Consider the following 20,408-nt stretch of genomic DNA (forward strand, 5'->3'; position numbering starts at 1 on the left):
TCCAACCCCCATATTCAACTTACTTATTCAATTTCAGCAGCTTGGCGATATTATTCAGCTGCTTCTGTGACAAGTTTTTGTACTGGTAATCGGTAAGCGTCGATTCACGTTGCTCCTTCGTGCAGCAATGCTCAATAATGGCGACCAGACGGCTCCGGTAGGCATCGCCGAGCTTCTGCACATCGCCAAGCTCATACTGGTTTCGGTTAAATTGGAAGTCTATCTCGAGCGCTCCGTCTCGAATCATGCAGTTGAGCTGGAATGATGCATGCCGCATAAAATCAAGTCCTGCTTCGCTTCCTGTCGACAGATCGGATGCGGTGAAGACATCGGTGGTGAACGTACCGTTGAATTCCCCGAGATAATTGAATATGATCTCCGGCTTCGAGTTAAACTTCAAAGGCAACTCCATGTAAGGTACGGTCAAGTGCTTCAGCACCTCATACCCGATTCCTTTATGGGGCACTCGCCTCAGCTCGTCCTTAACCGTTTTGATCAGCTCAAAACTGTCTTCAGTCTGTAGCACAAACGGGAACAAGGAGGTGAACCAGCCGACGGTTCGGGACACATTCATATCCGGAATTACTTCCTCTCGGCCATGCCCTTCGATCATCACAAGCACCTGAGCAATGCCGGACCACTCCTTTACCGCCATCCCCAGCGCCGCCAGCAGGAGATCGTTAATCTCCGTGTTATAAGCTGCATGCGCCTGTTTTAGCAATTGCTCGGTATGCTCGGCATCGAGCGTCAACTTGACGGATGAAACCTCCTTCACTGGATAGCCGATCGTTGGAAGCCTCATATTCAGGAGAGAAACGGTAGATTCCTCGACCTTCTGCCAGTACGACACCTCCCTTAGCAGCTTCTCGCTGACTGCATAACACCCAAGCTGCTCCGACCATACCTTGAACGAATCGGTTTTGTCTGGCAGCTTGATTCCCTGACCGCTTGTCAACTGGGCATATAAGGTGCAGAAGTCCTCAAGTATAAAGCGCCAGGACACGCCATCTATGACTAGATGGTGGATCACAATGAGCAGATGATCGCCATCATCGACCCGGAATAATGCCAGCTTCACAAGCGGTCCACGGTTTATATCGAAGGAGGCTTGAAGTTTGTCCGACTGTTCCGCAACCGCTGCACGGTAATTCGCCTCACCGATCAAATCGATCAAGCTGAATTCTGCCAAGGATTGCTCCAAGCCCCTGTTGTATTGGACGACCTCATCACCCTGCATGCGGTATTGCATGCGCAGCGCATCATGGTGCCGTACGATCTGCTCGAACGCCTGCTTCACAACATCGGCATCGAATCGCTCCTTCCGGTACAGCATGACGGAATGATTGTAATGCTGTGCTGCTTCCCAGGTTTGTTCGAACAGCCGCTTCTGGATCGGCGTCAGCCGGACCTCGCCTTCCACCGTCTCCTGCGATATCGTTCTCACGGACGGCTTCACATACTTGGCAAGCTCCTGAATAACCGGGTGGCGGAATAATGACCTCACCTCCATCTTGAGGCCATAGCGCATAAGCCGAGAAGAGATTTGCAAAGCCTTGATTGAATCACCGCCTAGCTCGAAGAAGTTGTGTTCCGTGCCAACCCCTTGTACGCCGAGCGTTTCCTCCCACACCTGAACCAGCTTCTTTTCGGTCTCATTCTGAGGCAGAGTTCCTTTCAGCTCAATGACAGCGTTAGCGTCCGGCTCCGGCAGTGCCCTGCGGTCAATCTTGCCATTCTCGTTCAGCGGCATATGCGCCAAGCAGATGATATGGGCCGGCATCATGTAGTTTGGAAGCTTCTTCTTCAGAAAGTTACGAATGTCCATGACGCTGCCTTCCTCATGCGTGACCACGTAGGCGCACAGATACGTGTGTATGGCATCCTGCTGCTTCGAAATTACGATCGCCTGCAAGACAGCCTCATGCGCAAGCAGGCATTGCTCGATCTCGGCCAGTTCTATCCGATAACCTTTAATTTTCACCTGGTGATCGACCCTGCCGATATATTCAATCGTTCCGTCAGGCAACCACCGGGCCATATCGCCACTTCTGTACATCCGTTGACCAGCTGCGTAACGATTTGGTATAAATTTGTCCAAGGTTAGTTGCTTGTTGTTCAAGTAGCCTCTGGCTAGCCCCTCGCCTGCGATCGCGAGCTCGCCCGGAACGCCAATCGGAACGAGCTGCCCGTATCGGTCCAGAATATAGATGCTCACATTGGAGATCGGCTTGCCGATAACCGACTGAAGTCTTAACGTTTCGAATTGCCCGGTCGGAATCGGGTACGCCACGCAGCCAACCGCGGCTTCGGTAGGTCCATAGTGGTTCGCAAAGACTGCCTTCGGATATTGGGTATAGAAGGCGGCCACGTCCTCCACGTTAACCTTTTCCCCGCCGCAGACGACAAGCCTTAATGAGTCGAGCTTATCGTGCGCAGCGAAAAGTTCATTGTTCACCAGCAGGTGGAAGAGCGACGGCGTCGTTTTGATAAAGGTGATGCCTTGCGCATGGATGTAGTTTAGTACATATTCAGGATCGACAACATCATTGCGACCAACCAGATGCAGCTCGCAGCCTTTCACTAGGCAAGAATAAAGCGCCGTGTAGCCAAGATCGAAGCTTGCAGAAGAAAGGAGGACAGTCCGGTCTCCCGGCACAATACTGAACTTGTCCGTAAACCATGAGATATAGTTGACGAGATTCCGATGCTCCAGCATAGCCCCCTTCGGCATGCCGGTCGTGCCCGATGTATAGATGACATAGATCAGATCCTCTGGTTTGGAGGAGCGGCTGACAGTTTCATCAGTGCCCTCATCATAGAGCACCTTATCCAGGCTAATAAATTGAACATCCAGACCAAGCTTTTCTGGCGTCTGTCCATAGCCGAGCAGCATCTGTGCCCCGCTGTTATCAAGCATGAACGCCATTTTATCCTCTGGAAAATCGGCATCGATCGGCATATATGCGCATCCAGCCTTGAGAACCGCAACGATACCAATGACGGTCTCCGGGCGATTGTCCGTTATAATCCCGATGATCTTGCCGACTTCCGGTTCATTCGGCTTCCCTTCAAGCAGAGCGGTTATGGACTTCGCAAGACGGTTCGCCTTCCTATTCAACTCAGCGAATATCAACTTGCCACCTTCGTACACAATAGCAGCCTTGTCTGGCATCAGGACTGCCAGCTCCTCAAATAGGTCAATTACTGTACGATCTCTCGGATATGGCGTTAACTTTCCGTTGAACTCAGTAAGCAGCATATGACGCTCTGACTCAGCCAACAGATCCAGTTCGCTGATCAGGCCGCCGATATGACCTGGCATGAGCTGTAGCGTATTGACATAATGGCCTGCCAGCCGTTCCATACTGTCCTTGCGGAACAGCTTCGTGCAGAAGATCAAGTCAAAGTAGAGGATTCCGTCCCTCTCTTCAGCCTGCAGGGACATATCGTATTTCGTCGTATCACGGTTTAGCTCTTGGAACGTAGCCGTAAGCTGTTCTAGCTGGAATGTGGCTGTACCAACATTATTCATCGTGAACATAACATCGAAGAGAGGATTACGGCTGAGGTTGCGGTTCAAACGCAAGCTCTCGACGAGCTCCTCGAACGGGTATTCCTGGTGCTCGTAGGCGTTCAGGCAGTTGTCCTTGACCTCGGCCAGAAACTCCGCCAGCGTCTTACTTCCTACAGGCTGGTTGCGGATGGCCAGCGTATTCACGAACATCCCCATCACTTGCTGAAGTTCGGCATGGGTACGTCCCGCGATCGGCGTGCCAACGACAATATCCTCTTGCCCTGAATATTTGGATAGAATAATGTTGAAGGCAGCGAGCAGTACCATATACAACGTCGTTCCCGTTGTCACGGCCAGGGCATTTAGTTCCCTCGTCTGCTCGGCACCGATGGCAAATGAATAGCGGTCTCCCTCGAAGCTCTGATTCTGAGGCCGAGGGAAGTCAGTTGGCAGCAACAATACCGGCGTTTCGCCGCTGAATTGCTTGAGCCAATATGGCTTGTGGCGTTCGTCAACCGCCTGCTGTACGAACTCACGATACCAGTTGGCGTAGTCTTTATACTGATATTTCAAAGGTGCGAGCGTATGCCCGGCATACAGTAGATTGAATTCCTCGATAAACGTTGCTACAGAAGCCCCGTCCGAAATGATATGGTGCATATCCAGCATGAGCACATGCTTCGTCTCGGACAGCCTGACAAGGCTTGCCCGAAAGAGCGGAGCATGGCCCAGTTCAAACGGCTCCACGAACCGCTTCATGATGTCCTGAAGCTCCGCCTCATCTGCCCATCCGGCTAGATCCAGTGTGAAAGAAACGTCATCGTCGACGATTTGCACAGGCTCTTCATCTACCAGCCGGAATGAAGTGCGCAGCGCATCATGCCGACTTATGAGTTGCTTCAGAGCACTCTCCAGTCGGTGTACATCAATCATGCCACATAGCTCCAATGCGCCCGGCATATTATAGGAGGTGTTCGCTTCCTCATGAATCTGATTAAGAATGTACAGCCGCTTCTGTGCAGGCGATACCGCATAGTATTCTAACGGCTCCACTTTCCGTATCTCATCGAACTCGCTAGTGCCTAGTGATGCAATCAGCTCCGCCAAGCCGCTGATGGTCGGATTCATGAACATATCCCGAATTGGAATACGCACATCCCACTCTTTATTGATCTTCGCAATAAGTATGGAAGCCTTGAGTGAGTGCCCGCCGCACTCAAAAAAGTTATCGAAGATGCCGATGCCGGTCTGGCCAAGTTCCTCTTCCCATAGGCGGACAAGCATCCGCTCGGTATCATTCCGGGGCGGAACATGATCGGCTCGATCCAGCATATAGCTGCTGATTTTCGGAAGCGCTTTCCGGTCCAGCTTCCCGTTCGATGTCAATGGCATGTGGCCGAGACGAATAAAGTAGGTCGGCACCATATAGTCCGGAAGCGACTCTAGCAATCGGCTTCTCATATACGAGACGCCCAGTTCCGTATCTGCCACATAATAGGCATAGAGCAGTTTATCATTCGAGCTCCCATCCCTCGCTAGAACGACCGCTTCTTTAATTTCGGGAATGAGAGACAAGCGATGTTCGATTTCGCCTAACTCGATTCGGAAACCACGGATTTTCACCTGATGGTCGATTCGACCCAAGTACTCCATTTCGCCATTAGCCAGCATCCGTACAAGGTCACCCGACTTGTAGAGCCGTTCCCCCGGCTTGTACGGATGCTCGACAAACCGCTCTCTAGTGAGACTGTCCCGGTTCAGGTATCCTCTTGCGACTCCTTCCCCGCCGACATACAGCTCGCCGGGCACGCCAAGTGGAACGAGCCGTTTATGCGCATCCATCACATAGCAGCTTAAAGTCGGGATTGGCGAACCAATGTTGCTAACATCGCTCTCCATCTCTCGCTCCGTGATTTCCTTGAATGTGACATGTACCGTTGTCTCGGTAATACCGTACATGTTGATTAGACGGGTGTCCGGGTAAGCTTGCTTCCAGCTTTGAAGCATAGCCGGCTTGAGCGATTCACCGCCGAAGATGATGTACCGGATCGAGCCCAGCGTACCCGATTGAAGCTTCGTTTCATGATGCAACAGGTGATAGAAGGCTGTCGGCGTCTGGTTTAATACCGTCACCTTTTCCTTCGACATTAGATCGATGAAGTCAGACGGATTCTGCGCCACATGCTTCGGTACGATGACCAACTTGCCACCGTATAGCAGTGCACCGTACATTTCCCAGACCGAGAAATCAAAGCAGTACGAATGGAACATCGTCCACACATCATGCTCGTTGAAAATAAACTGCATCCGGTTATTCGCCATTAGACGAATGACTTGCCGATGCTCGATCATGACGCCCTTCGGCTTGCCTGTCGTCCCTGAGGTGTAGATGATGTAGGCCAAATGCTCAGGCACAACGGGCTCATCTGGGTTTGCAGCAGGATACGTTTGAAGTACGGCGCAATCCGTAATGTTAAGCAGATGGCCCGAGAATACAATGCATTCCTCGATGGGCGCTCCGGTCAGCAGCATAGACAACCCGCTGTCGTCCAGCATGAACTGGATTCGCTCCTGCGGATAAGACGGATCGATCGGCAAGTAGGCCGCTCCCGCTTTCAGAATGCCAAGCATCCCGATGATCATCTCGATGGAGCGGTCAATCATGATGCCGACAAGCGTATCCGCCTTAGCTCCCTGCGACCGAAGCCAATGTGCCACTTGATTGGCCCGGTTGTTCAACTCGCCATACGTCATCGCGGCCTCCTCACAAACGACCGCAACCCGGTCAGGGGTTCGCATAGCCTGTGCTTCGAATACGCGATGAATCGTTGCAGCTGTGTCATATTTGGCATCCAGGCTATCCTGCTCATGGAGCAACCGGTGTTTCTCGTCAGCTGTCAGCAAATCGATATGTTTGATCTCCAGCGCCTCATGCGCAGCAACTTGATGCAGAATACGGCTGTAATGCGTGCTTATCCGCTCGATTGTCGCCCTCTCAAATAGCTGCGTGCTGTAATCCACATGCAGGATCAGTCCATTGGCGCGTTCCTCGACCGTAAACATGATGTCGTATTGGGATACACCTGGATTAATCTCCGAAGGGGTAAACGTCAATCCACCCGATGTCCATTGGCCGATCCCCATATTTTGAACGACGAACATTGTGTCAAATAGCGGACGTCGGCTGAGGTCGCGCTTCATATTTAACCGATCTACCAACCGTTCGAACGGATATTCTTGATGCTCGAAGGCCGACAGCACGCACGCCTTCGTCTCCTCGAGCAGCTCAATGAAGCTCCGATCTCCCGGATAGCCACGAAGGGCTACCGTGTTGACAAACATCCCAATCATTCGATCCACATCGGGATGACTTCTGCCAGATACCGGCGTACCTACAACGATGTCTTCCTGTCCGGTGTACAAATGGAGCAGCACTTGATAAGCCGATAGCAATACCATGAACAAGCTTGCGTTCGCATTCTCCGCTACATTCCGCAACTGCTGCGCCAACTGGCCATCCAGAGTGCACGTGAATCGATCCCCCTCTAGTGTGAGCTGCAGCGGTCTTGCAAAGTCCGTTGGTAGGTTCAGCACCGGAATTTCATCGCTGAACTGGCTCAGCCAATACGTCTCCTCTCGCACCATGCCCGCTTCGTTATTCGATTCCTTCAGCCACATGGAGTAATCGATGAATTGAATCTCAGTCGGTGGTAGCCGCTCACCGTCATATAGGCGAATTAGCTCATTCTGTATGACGGATACTGACACGCCGTCTGCGATAATATGATGCATATCGATAAGCAGAACATGATAGCTGTCCGAGACGGTAATCAGGTCTGCTCTACAGAGAGGGCCTTGCGCGAGATCGAACGACTGAACGAAGTGCGCGATTCTCGCTTCCAGCTCCTCTGCAGACATGCAGGTTCGATGACTGATTACAGGCTGCATTCGGTTCAAGATACGTTGGACGATACCGTCATTTTCTTTGTTGAACACGATCCGGAACACCTCATGTCTGTCAATCAACTGCTCCCACGCCTGCAGCAGACGGCCGGTGTCTAGCTCACCCTCGATAATGAGCTGGATTGGAATATTGTAGGCAAGACCATCCTTGTCGAATTCGTTCATGAGATAGATTCTTCGCTGGGCAGGGGTAAGCTCGTAGTATCCTTCTCGCTCAGCCCGCGGGATCGGTATGAAAACAGCATCCTCCGCTTCGGTAAGGCAGACGGCGAGCTGCTTGATGGTTGGACTCTGAAACAGCTGCCGCACTGGCAGCTGCTTGCCGAACTGCTTGTGTACATGCTTTAGCATGATGGTCGCCTGCAGAGAGTTTCCGCCTAGTGCCCAGAAGCTATCGTTTATACAGATGCACTGAACGCCCAAAATTCTGCTCCAAATCTCCGTCAGCTGCCGTTCGGTACTATTCCCCGGGCGGACATGCGGCTCCACTCGCTGAAGGAGATGCAATGCTTCCACGTCAACCTTGCCTTCATCGGTCAGAGGAAAGGTATCCACCACCGTAACCTGGCTTGGAAGCATATAATCAGGTAAACCATCGGCCAGTTTCTGCCGCACGTAATCTGCATCGAGCGAGCCTTCTATATAAGCTGCCAACTGCCGATCATGCTCTTTCCCGAATGTATCAAAGACGCATCCAACCACACCAAGGAGCTGTGCCACCGTATGTTCCAGTTGAACAAGGTTGACAAGAAAGCCTCGAATACGAATCATTCTTTCCTTATCGCCCAATACCGTCACTTTACCGTCCGCTGTATAGGCCGCCACTTTGCCCGTTGCCCTGTATTCTGAATCATCCTGCCAGTACAGTTCGCCAATCGTACCAATCTGCGACGGCTGCAGGTACGGATCCATAATCATATGCCCAGAGACTTCACCCATCTGTTCCGCGAATCTGCGATGCTCGGGCGAGATCAAATCAAGTTGACCGATATGACAATGACCATCTATTACGACGGCCTGCAGAAGTCGAATAAACGACTGCGTCCAAGCTTCCATCGTCTCCGGCTGCACGAGATCGGCGTTGTAATCAAAATCAAGCCGCAACTTATCGTTCATTTCCATCGCATTTAAGAACAGATCATAATGGGTGTACGGCGCCGGAAGCGGCGTCACCTCCAACGTTAAATCAGCGAACTTCAGGCCCCGCAACGGCCTATCCATATTAAACAAAATGTTGACCACCGGAGCTTGTCTGCCGACTAATCGTTCTGACAGACCGGCCAGGGAGTAGCTCTGGTAGGTATCGATCTCCTTAATCGCCATCTTCACATTGGCTGCGAATTCGCTGAAGGATGCGTCTCCGTCTGCACAAGTAATCACCGGCAGCAGGTTGACGCAGTTGCCTGCCAGGCAGTTCTGACCCATCTGTGCTTGGCCGGACGTAGCAATGGCCACCACCAGCTCATTCTGCCCTGTCAATCTATGCAGCCACACCTTGTACGCAGCAAGCAGCGTAACAAACAAACTATTGTGCGCGGAAATGCTGAACGATCGCAGCTGCTTCGTCAGCGCGGCATCTACGTAAGCCGTATGGCGGCCACTCTTGAAGAATCTCATCCCTATCGTTTCGTTCGTCGATGGAATCGACAGGGTCGGAACAGGCATCGCGAACTTATCACACCAGAATGATGCGGCTTCCTCGCTTTCCTGCTTATGCAGCTGCTTCTCCTGCCAATCGAGGTATGCGCCGAACGGAGTGGGATCGGGTAATGACAGCGACGTCCCGTCTCGCAGTGCAGCATACGCTTTGCCTAGCTCGTCCAAGTACAGCACGATGGACCAGCCATCGGTCGTGATATGGTGGAACACGAGCACGAGCTCATGCTCAAGCTCCGACAGCTTGAGCAGTCGAGCGCGGAATAAAGGCTCCCCAGTGAGCATACTCATGGCCGCTCCGGAAATCTGATGTAAGCACTGCTCCTTGGCAGCTTGCTGTTCCGCATGCTCCAGTCTGGACAGATCCAGCACAGGAAGGTGGACATCTAACACCGGGAGTACATGCTGATTTTCCTCATCTGCATCGACTACAATCCGCAAGGCATCATGGCGGTCGACGATTGTCCGCAGCGCCTCCTCCATCAGATGGGCATCCAGCGAGCCCTCAAGATTCAGGACAACCGTTTGGTTCAAAGCGGCCGACTGCGCCTCTCCGCCTAGCGATGCAAGCAGCAGTTGCTTCTGCTCTTCGGACATCGGAATGTACTTCGTATCCTTTCGTTCCACGTGCATATCCGGCGAACGGCCGCCAGGCGTTGGGGGTGTCGTCTCCGGTAAAAATCCACCCTTCCTTAGTTCCTCCACCGTTTCTTTGACCGCTTCAATGATCCGGTCAAGGTCTTCGCGGGTATGTGCTGTGGATAAGAAGCAATTGCGGCCCTCCCATATATAAATCCCTTTATGAATCAGATGATAAAAGAACAACTCGGTATCTCCGTACGATACGAATCGGAACAGTGACCCGTAATTTACCATATGGATGGGCACGCTGGATGCTTTGAAATAAGCATTAAGCTCCTGGATCAAATATTCGGTGTTCTGATTGAGCGAGCTGTACAGCATGTCCTTATGATCCTTCAAATATTGAAGCGTTGTTCGCGCTGCCCGCATCGTTAGCGGATGGGTACAGAATGTGCCACCGACGAATGTCTTCAATTCAGCTTGGGACGGATAGGACGAATCTCCGAAACGCCATGATCCACCGTCAACCGGGCTCATGAACGCTTTCGTTCCCGCTACAACGCCGATCGGCAGGCCGCCACCGACAACCTTGCCGTAGACAACTAGATCCGCTTTCACGCCGAACCATGCCTGTGCGCCTCCAATACCGATTCGGAAGCCTGTAATGATCTCATCGAAAATAAGTACACTACCTGCCTGCTCCGTAATGCTTCGAAGTTCATGTAGGAATTTTCTAGGTTGTAAATCCGGACGCCTGCTCTGGACAGGCTCGACAAGGACCGCTGCCAGCTCATGGGCGTACTGCCGGATGACCGCTAGTGAATCCTGGCTGTTATAATTCAGCATCAGGACATCGTGCAAATAATGGTCCGCTATGCCAGGCGCCATCGGCTGCGCGAACGGATTGTCCGGCTGTGGATTCGATACACCAAGCACACCGTCGAAGGTACCATGATAGGAGCCGGCAAAGATGACAATCTTAGATCTTCCGGTTACAGCCCGCGCCAACCTTAAAGCGACCATCACCGCTTCGGTACCGGAGTTGTAGAAGGCAACACGCTCCACCCCAGTCATCTCGCTAACCATCGTAGCCACCTCGCCAGCGAGATCGGACATCGGCCCAAGCGGCGGCAAATCGGAGGACAGACTTCTTTCATGCTCCTCGTTAATGAACGGTGGGTTATGGCCAAGCAGATTGACGCCAAAGCCCATCGTCAAGTCGATATACTCATTCCCGTCGACATCCCACATTTTCGAGCCGGAGGACGCGGATGCAGCGATTGGGTAAACCATTTCCTTCCAATATGAACGGAATCCGGCTACATTACGGTTATTGGCATGGGTGAGCCGTGACGCCTCTGTTAATCGTTTCGAGCCTTGCGTCCGGTCAATATACTTCGTCATAAAGGCACTTAAGTACTCCGCCTGCTTCGGCGTCAGTCCGCCGTCCCCGCTAATGACAATCGGCTGATACGGAATAAACGGCTTCGATTCAGAAGCAGCCGGTACAGCAGTAGTCTTCTGTACATTTGGGCCGAATGGCGAGGCAGGCTGATGCTGTGGCTCTATTTTCGTGGATGCGGTGCCGCCAAGCGCATTCAGCTGCATGCTAATAATGTCAGCCATATGCTGCTGCTGGGCGCTCATTAGTTCGAGCTGCTGGCTTATAATGCGCTCCAATGCAGAAGATGAGTTGACAAGTGCTCTTGCATTAGGGGCTTCGGCATTGCTGTCTCCTCCCTGATGAGATCCTCCAATCACCACCGGCTGAGCTGCGCGCTGTTCTTCCGGTGCGACAGCAGTCTGCATCTGTATAGCGGGCTCGTTACCCGCAGAGGCAGGATGTAGAGGAACAACAGTCGCATGTACCGCGATATGATCAGCCAGCAACTGCAAGCAGGTTAGCGTATCAAAAAATTGTTCCATTGGGATTTCGACGCCGAAGCACTTCTTAATGTCGTCCCGAACTTGAACCAACATAATCGAATCCAGTCCCATCTCAAGAAAATGGACGCCTGGGTCAATATGCTCTGATTCAAATCCGGATGCGCGGCTGATGATTCCCTTCAGCGTCTCTGCGACGTCATCGGATGAAACTGCTAAGCGAACTGAAGTTGCCTCCCGCTTCCTCTCGACCATCGCAATGCCTGCCGCTACCTCCGTCAACGAATGGACAGGGTTCGGCAGCAACTTCGCTTCATTTGTATACCAGCACCGGTTCCGCTCAAACGGGTAGATCGGTAAAGGAAGCTTCTGACGGGCAGTCATCAACACTTCATACAGTGCGTTCCAGTGAATCGAGGCGCCTCTGCTGTACAGTTCGGCAATCGCTTCAAGTTCTTCCCTGCCCGCATATCGGCTATTGCGCACTTGGCTGATGATCTTCTCCACCCGGCTCTCCAAGACCTGAAGATGGTCACCGGCCGGAAAAATATTCACTCGCTCTAGCGCATTCAACTGATCCTCTCCTGCAAAAATAGCCTTAAGCTTGCTCAGCAGCTCCTGCGAGCTGTCGGCGACGATCGCAAGCCGATAATCGAACAGGCTTCTGCCCGTATTCGCCGTATAGCAGACGTCCGCAATCGAGACCTCCGGATACTGGACGAGGTAATCCGAATATTCCTTCACAAGCTCCTGAAGCGCCCGCTTGCTCTTGGCTGACAGCGTCAACAACTGTGGTCCGCCATCCGCTTTCTTCACCCTCACCGAGGCATGTTGATATTCTTCCAGTACCAAATGAGCGTTCGTTCCGCTAAAGCCGAAGGAGCTGATTCCACCTCGTAGAGGCGTCCCATCCGATTTGATTAAATCGGATGTTTCCGTGTTCAAATAGAACGGCGAAGCCTCGAACCGAATATTAGAATTCGGCTTATTGAAATGCACCAGCGGCGGATTTTGTTTATTCTTTATCATAAGCACCGATTTAATCAAACCGGCGATTCCGGCAGCCTCGAAAAGATGCCCGATGTTCGCCTTGACCGAGCCAATCGCACAAAACTGCTTTCTGCTTGTATAGCGCTCAAAGGCCTTAATCAGGCCGTCGAACTCAATCGGATCGCCGATCTTGGTGCCGGTTCCATGCGCTTCGATAAAATCGAGCGTATCTGGATGGATCCCTGCATTCCGCCAGGCCTCTTCAATCACTTCCGTCTGGGAAGCCCGGTTCGGCGCTGTAATTCCGGCTGTTGTACCGTCTTGATTAATCGCGCTTCCCTTTATGACGGCATAGATGTGATCACCATCCTGCTCCGCTTTGGCAAGCGGCTTGAGCAATAACGCTCCGACCCCTTCTCCGAATCCGGTGCCGTCGGCATCGGCATCGAAGGTTCTTGCCCTGCCGTCGGATGACTCCATATCCAATCCAAGCTGCAAAGGCAGCAGAATCGTACGCACACCGCCGGCTATAGCCATGTCGCAATCACCGCTGACAATACCCTGACATGCTAAATGAACTGCGACAAGAGAGGAAGAGCATGCGGTGTCCACCGTAACGGCTGGCCCTTTCAAATCCAGGTAATAAGCGATTCGGCTTGCCAGGACAGAGGGCAGGTTACCGATAATGTAGTTCTGGAACTTGTCCTGGTTGCCGCTGAACAGAAGCCGTTCATAATCGTAACCTACCTTGGAAAAACCAACGTAGACGCCCACCTTTTTGTTCCGAAGCTGATCGCCAGCATATCCCGCATCTTCAATCGTATGCCAGGCCGTCTGCAGGAACATCCGTTGATTCGGGTCCATATATTTCGCTTCATTCGGACTTATGCGGAAGAACGAGTAATCGAATTTATCGATCTCTTTCAGATATCCGCCTTCTACAAACGCTTTGCCGGTGTCCTCCATACCGATAGCAGATAGGTAATCGGCAGCGTCCTGTGTCCGCTCCAATCCGTAGACACCGATTGAGTCACGGCCTGCGGCCAGATTGTCCCACAATTGCTCCTTCGTCTTTGCTCCCGGCAGATCGAAGGCGATTCCGATTATGGCCACATCGGTTTCCTTCCGAGTTTCCGCCTCCCTAGGAGAATCTGTAGCAGACTTCCTCGGTTGGCTATGCTCTGCAATAAATGCCGCCAATCTTGCGATCGTCGGATATGTAAACATGTCGGTGATGGATAGCGGCATACCGAATTTCACTTCGATCTTACCAATAATCTGGGTAAGCAGCAGCGAACTGGCTCCGACGTCAAAGTAGCTGTCATCACGACCGATTGATTCTCTGAGTAGAGCCTCTTCAAACAGCTGCATCAAAAACCGTTCGACCTCACCCTGTGTATATGCGGGCGATTGCGCCTTCTCCATCTTCTTCTCCGCTGTGATCGCCTTCAATTCGGCTATAACTTCCGCATACTCGCCATCCTCGAACAGTCTGGCTAATTTATAACGCTGCACCTTACCGCTTGTCGTCTTGGGCAGTTGCTTGATCGGAACGACCTCGCGTACATCCCAGCCCGCAGCCACCAGAAGATGCTGCCTTACGCTTGCTGCGATCGGGATAAACTTCTCCAGCGAACGCTTGGATACGACGAACAAGACGATATCCTCCTCTTGGGAGGAGGGTTTCCGCACACCACAAGCGACGACACGGCCGACGCCGATACCATCCACCTCTTCAGCAACACGCTCGATATCATGCGGATATACGTTCTGGCTATTGACGAAAATAATATCCTTCGCCCTGCCAGTTATTACGAGCTTGCCTTGCCTCATAAAGCCCAGATCGCCAGTATTCAGCCACCCGTCTTGCAGAATCACTTTGGAGGTCGCTTCCTCGTTGTTATAGTAGCCCCTCGTTACGTTCAAGCCTTTGATATGTATATTGCCGATGATGCCCTCATCCACTTGAAGATGGTTCTCGCCAGTAATCCGAATCTCGCAATAATCGATTGCTGTCCCGACCTCTACGAAACTCACGCAGTTAGGAGTGCCTTCTTCGACTTCGACGACCTTCTCGCCCGTATTTAGATGCTCTCGGTCGAGATACACGGTCACCATTCCATCTTCAATACCAGAGAAGGATACCCCAACCGAGCCTTCTGCCATCCCGTACGCGGGCAGCATGGCTGTTTTGCTTAATCCGTAAGGGGCCAGCGTCTCATGAAACGTCTCACATAACTGAGTTGAGATCGGCTCGGCACCATTGACGATGACTCGAACTTGCGATAGATCCCAGCCGATTGCCTTCTCGGGTTTAAAAAAGGTAAGAAAATAGTTGTAGCCAAAGTTGGGTGAGGAAAGATGTGTAATGCGGTGCTGGCTTGCTTTTTTAATCCATAATTCGGGGTGTCGGATGAATAGATTCGTCGGCAGCATATATTGGTCGACCCCGGCGACGTAAGGAGCGATATGGTTGAAGATCAGCCCCATATCATGCGTTAATGGCATCCATTGCAGTAGCCTGTCTTCGGTTCTGAGATTCATGGCTTTTATGAGAGCGTATGTATTGTGGAGTAAATTGGAGTGGGTTAGAATCACCCCTTTGGGATCGCCTGTGGAGCCTGAAGAGAATTGAATGAATGCGATATCTTGAGGGTTGGGTGTGCGAGTAGGAGAAGAAAGCGGGAAAGTGACCGATTCATCGATTATGAACGCCCTGCTCTGGATCGTGGCCCAGTGCACTGACTCGCACTGCTTCTGAATGAATTTATCAAGATTATCATATGTTTTGGACGTTGCTAGCAAATAAGGACGATTGAGAATGTCCCAGATTTTAAACATTTTGCTGATGTGTTCCTTGTTGTTGCCAATGCTCACCGGAACCGGAATCATGCCACCTAATATGCAGGCCCAGAAAGCGATAGAGAATTTACGGTTATCGTCGATTTGGAACAGCACTTCATCGTTGGGCATAACGCCTTGGTGCTGCAGGAAGCCAAGAAATCCAACTGCTTCTTCATACATGTCTCGGTACGACAAAAAACTTTCCCGTTCATCGCCCTCTATGAACATAATCCCTTGCTGCGTAAGGGCGCTTCTTTCTTTGATTACGTCAGCTAACGTTTGAACGATACTCATGATTTATCCCCTATCGTCAAAATAGTTGCTTGATTTTACCTAGAAAACGCTGTATTTCCGCCTGGGTAGCTTGCTTGGCTTCCAAGACGGCTTGCAGAAGAGTCAATGCCTCGTTAGTCACAGTCATGTTCATAGCATAAGTATGATCCTTCGTCTGCTTATGTAAAGTCTCGAGTGCCCTGCAGGATGCGTTCACACGCATCTCGTAATCATCGAGGCTCCAGTTGCGGTTACGTGCTGTAACAGCTGCGGTTAGGCATTGTTCAACAACCCTCTGTTGCTTGTCCCGAGTGGACGACAATAGCGTCCCAAATTCGGACAATGAGTCCGGTCCGGAGAATGAATGGGCAGCGACATCAGGTATGGTGTCACTTATGAATTCGCCAAGCAGCCGCTTCGGGCCTATCTCGATGACATCGGTAACTTTTTGCTTCTTCAAATAGCGCATCGTATCGGCCCACCGGACGGGCATGGTCATCTGCTTGAGCAGCATTTCCTTGACCGTATTGTCGATTCCCTCATATGGCAATGCGGTCACATTCGATATGACGCGGCTGTTCATTGGGCCAAACGAGTACTTCTTTAGCTCCGAATCCATCTCTGAAGCAGCTCCATGCATCAACGGGCAGTGAAAAGGAGCACTGACATTCAGCGGTATTGCCCTTGCATGCATTGCGTTTAACCGCTTGATAGCAACCTCCACCACTTCCGTATGACCGGAGATCACATTCTGGTTCGTCGAATTAAGACAAGCGACGTGAATGGATCGGCTTCCCTGCGTCAGATCGGCACATAAAGACTCTAAGACTTCGAGCGTGACCCCTTTAACGGCGGCCATCTTACCTTCTCCTAGCGGAACGGCCCGCTGCATGAAATTCCCTCTGTGACGCACCAGCTTTACCGCGTCGGAGAATGCGATCGCCCCACTGCATACCAAGGCGGTGTATTCCCCCAAGCTATGTCCTGCCATATATGCCGGTTCGATACCAAACTCCTCCTGCCACACCCGGAAGGCGATGACGCTAACCGTCAATATGGCAGGCTGGGCATTGCTTGTCATCGCTAATTCCGTACGTTCGCCTTCGAAGCACAAACTTTTCAAATCAAAGCCTAAGGAATCACCTGCCTCTTCAAATAGCTGCCGCGCGAATGAAAATTGCTGATAAAACCTGCTCCCCATGCCAGTATATTGGCACCCTTGTCCCGGAAACACAACTGCTAGGTTCACTACTCAGCCTTCTTTCTAGAACTATTTATGGGATGAAATAACTGCTTGCATAGGAAGTATATTACATCAAAATACAATATATAGTCAATTCAAACTATGTCGAATGACATAATATATTCAGGTTTCGTAGACATTTTTGCTGAACTAACGAATCAAAATCACTTAATGATGGTTTTTGTCATGTTTCGGGGGGAATCTCTTTTGAATCCATAAACAGCTGTCTCCTATCTGATGAACGCGACAAAAAACCTCTGGCACCAAGGCCAGAGGTCATGGATATTGACCGCCTATTAATCTACGGTCAGTATGCGTGGGGACATGCTCTTCACCGTCTTCGATGCAAGCCAAGATCCCAATGTGGCGGCAGCTACGCTCAGAATAGCTCCTAATACAACTTGCTCCGCTTGAATCGACAATGGCATTTCGACAATGCCATAGTTGGCAAGAATGACATTCAAGAGGCGCGGTAGTAGGAATAGACCCACAGGGATACCGATAATGGCCCCGATCATCGATAGATTAAAGACGCCGCTGGAGATCGATACTCTTATTTTGCGGGAGGTCATGCCGATTGATTTGTAAATACCATAGTTTTTTTGCTCTTTGCGGATGTTAATCCGGCAAATACTGAAAATAATAACGAACGTAGCGAGCAGGAACAGTAATCCGATGACGGACATCGGCAGAACCAATCCGGCTACCGCAGCAGAGAAAACCTCATTGACCAGCGATTCATGCGTAGCCGACCAGAGCGCGCTTCCGTACGAATTATTCAATTCAGTGACGAAGGTATCCGGATTGATATTGTCTTGAAGGTTAACGAAGTAGGAATCCATGTTGATGACATGTCGCTGACTGTTCGGAATGGCAGCAGCTTTCATGCGGGCAGAATACGCAAGATTTGCAATCGCCTGATAGACACCCGTGATCGTCATTGACTTCTTATCGCCAAGTACGTAGACATCGATTTTGTCCCCTACATCTTTTTTCAATTGCTTCGCAACGTTGATGCCGATCGAAATTTCATCATCCGCATGCGGATTGCCGCCTCTTAGATTCGACACTCCGATCTCATCATAATTTCCATCGACTAAAGTCAGCACGACATTGAGCTGGTTGGTGCCCGTATCGTCCTCGAAAGGGATAACGCCGTTCGTATCGCCAAATCGACTGTGGTTAACAATACGGCTGTCCCTAAACAGTGTCTGGTTCAACTGCTCATTAGACAGTTCCTTCGGCTCATCGATTCGCATCGAAATATCCGAGGAGTCATAACCCCAAGACGAAATCGTCTTGTTAATCGAGACGATGCTGTATATAAAGATGGAGCAGAAAATGAGCACCGCACTTGTAGCGACCGCCATTAACGTCATGAGGATGGAGCCTGCTCGGTTTTTTAACACCCCTCTTAGCCCCAGCACCCACACGATTGGAAGCCTGGAGAAGCTGATCAGCCAATTGGACTGCTGCTTCGCAGCACTTCTTTCGGACATACCGTAGCGGATAGCCTGGACTGGCTGTATGAACCGGGTACGATATGAGAACAACCATGAGATAACTATGACAACTACGAGAATGGACGCACCTACTGCTGCCGCCGCACCGAAATATTGAATGCTAAAGCTGGCGTCTCCCGATCTTAAGTAGGCTAGCGACTGGGCAATAATGAACTTGGAGAAGGGGTAGCTTAAGGCGATGCCTGGAATGATGGAAATGACGGACAGAACAGTATATTGTAAGACGTAAATCCCTGTTGTTCGGTACGAGGTGAAGCCTTGCGATTTTAAGATTCCTATCGTTTTGTAACTAGAAAGCACCGCGTCTGAAATCGTAAAGCCTACCGTATATAAGGCGACTAGAATCATCATAAGCGCCAGGAAAATGATCACGAAGCCCAGCATTTTGTTCGTCACCGTGTAGAACGAGGATAAGCTTTCAAACTTCGTTACGCTCTCCAAATACGGTGTTCCCAATTCGCGTTCGAATGATCGCCAATACGTAGCGTTCTCTTCGTAATGATCAAAGCGCAAGGCAAGCATAAACATGTCTTTGCCCTGCATGCTCAAGAGGTTACTTTGGAAATCAGCATGGTTCATCCACACTCTTCCTGTTGAAGTGAAGGGTGAACTGTACGCTACATCGATGACGACGGCAGCTACTTTCATTGACATCGTTCTCGTATCTTTCTTGAACTCAATTGTGTCACCGACCCCAATTCCTTTCGGGTAGGCGATTGATGTAGGCAGCCACACTGTGCCTTCCTCTGGCTCTGCCTGCTGTGTCCCCTCCGCGAACACAAGTCGATCCACCGTCACAGGCTGCGCAGGCGTATCCATCATCATTAGATCCGTGTTGGGATAATCCTTTCCGTTGAATGTATATCCTGTCATGCTCCGGTATCGCAGAAGCCCAGAGGACTGAACACCTTGCTGACTGCCCCACCAACTTTCCACTTGATTCGGATTATGCAAGTCCTGCTCCAATTTCAGAATTTGATGCGAGCCTTGTACCTTGGTATGAAAATCCATGTAGCTGTTATTCGTGTTCGTAATGACAATGACAGCAGTTGAGAACAGCAAGGATGCGAGTAGCATGATTAGCGCGATAAAGCCGTTCTGTATTTTCCTCCGTTTGAGATTGGATAAACATAACAGCCAAATTGGATACACGTGGGTTCACTCCTTCTCAGATACGAAATTGAAGATGGTACTTTCCCTCAATTTCATGTCGGATGACCGATAACTGCCCAACTCCAATATGCCGCCGATCATACCATCTCTCACCACGATGAGACGATTTGCTCTGCAGGCAGCCTTGATATCGTGCGTAACCATAACGATCGATTGGCCCTGCTCGTTCATCTGCGTGAAAATATCAAGAATTCCCATGCCCTGCTCATGGCTGAGCGCTCCGGTCGGTTCATCTGCAAAAATAATCTCTGGAGAGTTGATCAGCGCCCTGGAGATTGCCGCTCTCTGCTGCTGTCCGCCTGACACTTGAGAAGGTAAGCGGTTTTGATGCTCACTGAGCCCGACCCGCTTTAGAAGAGTGGCTGCTTTCTTGTTGACTTCGCTTTTACTGATACCTGCTATATAACCAGGGAATGCGACATTCTCAAGTAAGGTGAGATCAGGAACCAAATTTATCGACTGATAGACGTAACCGATTTTGCGGGCACGGAAGTCAGCCATTTCCTGTTCGGTGAAACGGTCAATTCGACGTCCATTGAAATAAATCTCTCCTCTTGTAACGGAGTCCAGGCCACTCAACATGTAGAGAAGCGTTGACTTGCCTGAACCGGAGCTTCCCATGATGACAGTGAAGTCGCCTTTGTACAAGTCCATATCGATATTTTTGATGGCATGGAATTGTTCTGAGCCGGATATGTATGTTTTGTTCAGGCCAGTCACTTTCAGAATTGTCTTTTTCTCTGTTAATACAGGCATCTTGATC

The 20,408-nt window shown here is 50.9% G+C and carries 4 protein-coding genes; all 4 read right to left on the reverse strand.

Going from position 1 to position 20,408, the window contains the following annotated elements; translation table 11 throughout:
- Nucleotides 1–19: 19 nt before the first annotated feature.
- Entirely contained in the window at nt 20–15,727 is a 15,708-nt protein-coding gene (locus tag BLS15_RS16580) for a non-ribosomal peptide synthetase (RefSeq protein ID WP_090512770.1), read from the reverse strand.
- Between the two features lie 16 nt (nt 15,728–15,743).
- Nucleotides 15,744–16,955 carry an ACP S-malonyltransferase gene (gene fabD, locus BLS15_RS16585; protein WP_036590782.1) on the reverse strand — a complete coding sequence of 404 codons (1,212 nt, stop codon included), beginning with the start codon at nt 16,953–16,955 and terminating at the stop codon, nt 15,744–15,746.
- Between the two features lie 290 nt (nt 16,956–17,245).
- Nucleotides 17,246–19,624, reverse strand: a complete 2,379-nt coding sequence (locus tag BLS15_RS16590; protein ID WP_021253397.1) for an ABC transporter permease — start codon at nt 19,622–19,624, stop codon at nt 17,246–17,248.
- 6 nt (nt 19,625–19,630) lie between these two features.
- A complete protein-coding gene (locus BLS15_RS16595) occupies nt 19,631–20,401 on the reverse strand; it encodes an ABC transporter ATP-binding protein (protein WP_021253398.1) in 771 nt (256 codons plus the stop codon).
- Nucleotides 20,402–20,408: the final 7 nt, after the last annotated feature.

The sequence above is a fragment of the Paenibacillus sp. cl6col genome (genome assembly GCF_900102125.1).
GTDB lineage: Bacteria > Bacillota > Bacilli > Paenibacillales > Paenibacillaceae > Paenibacillus_B > Paenibacillus_B suaedae.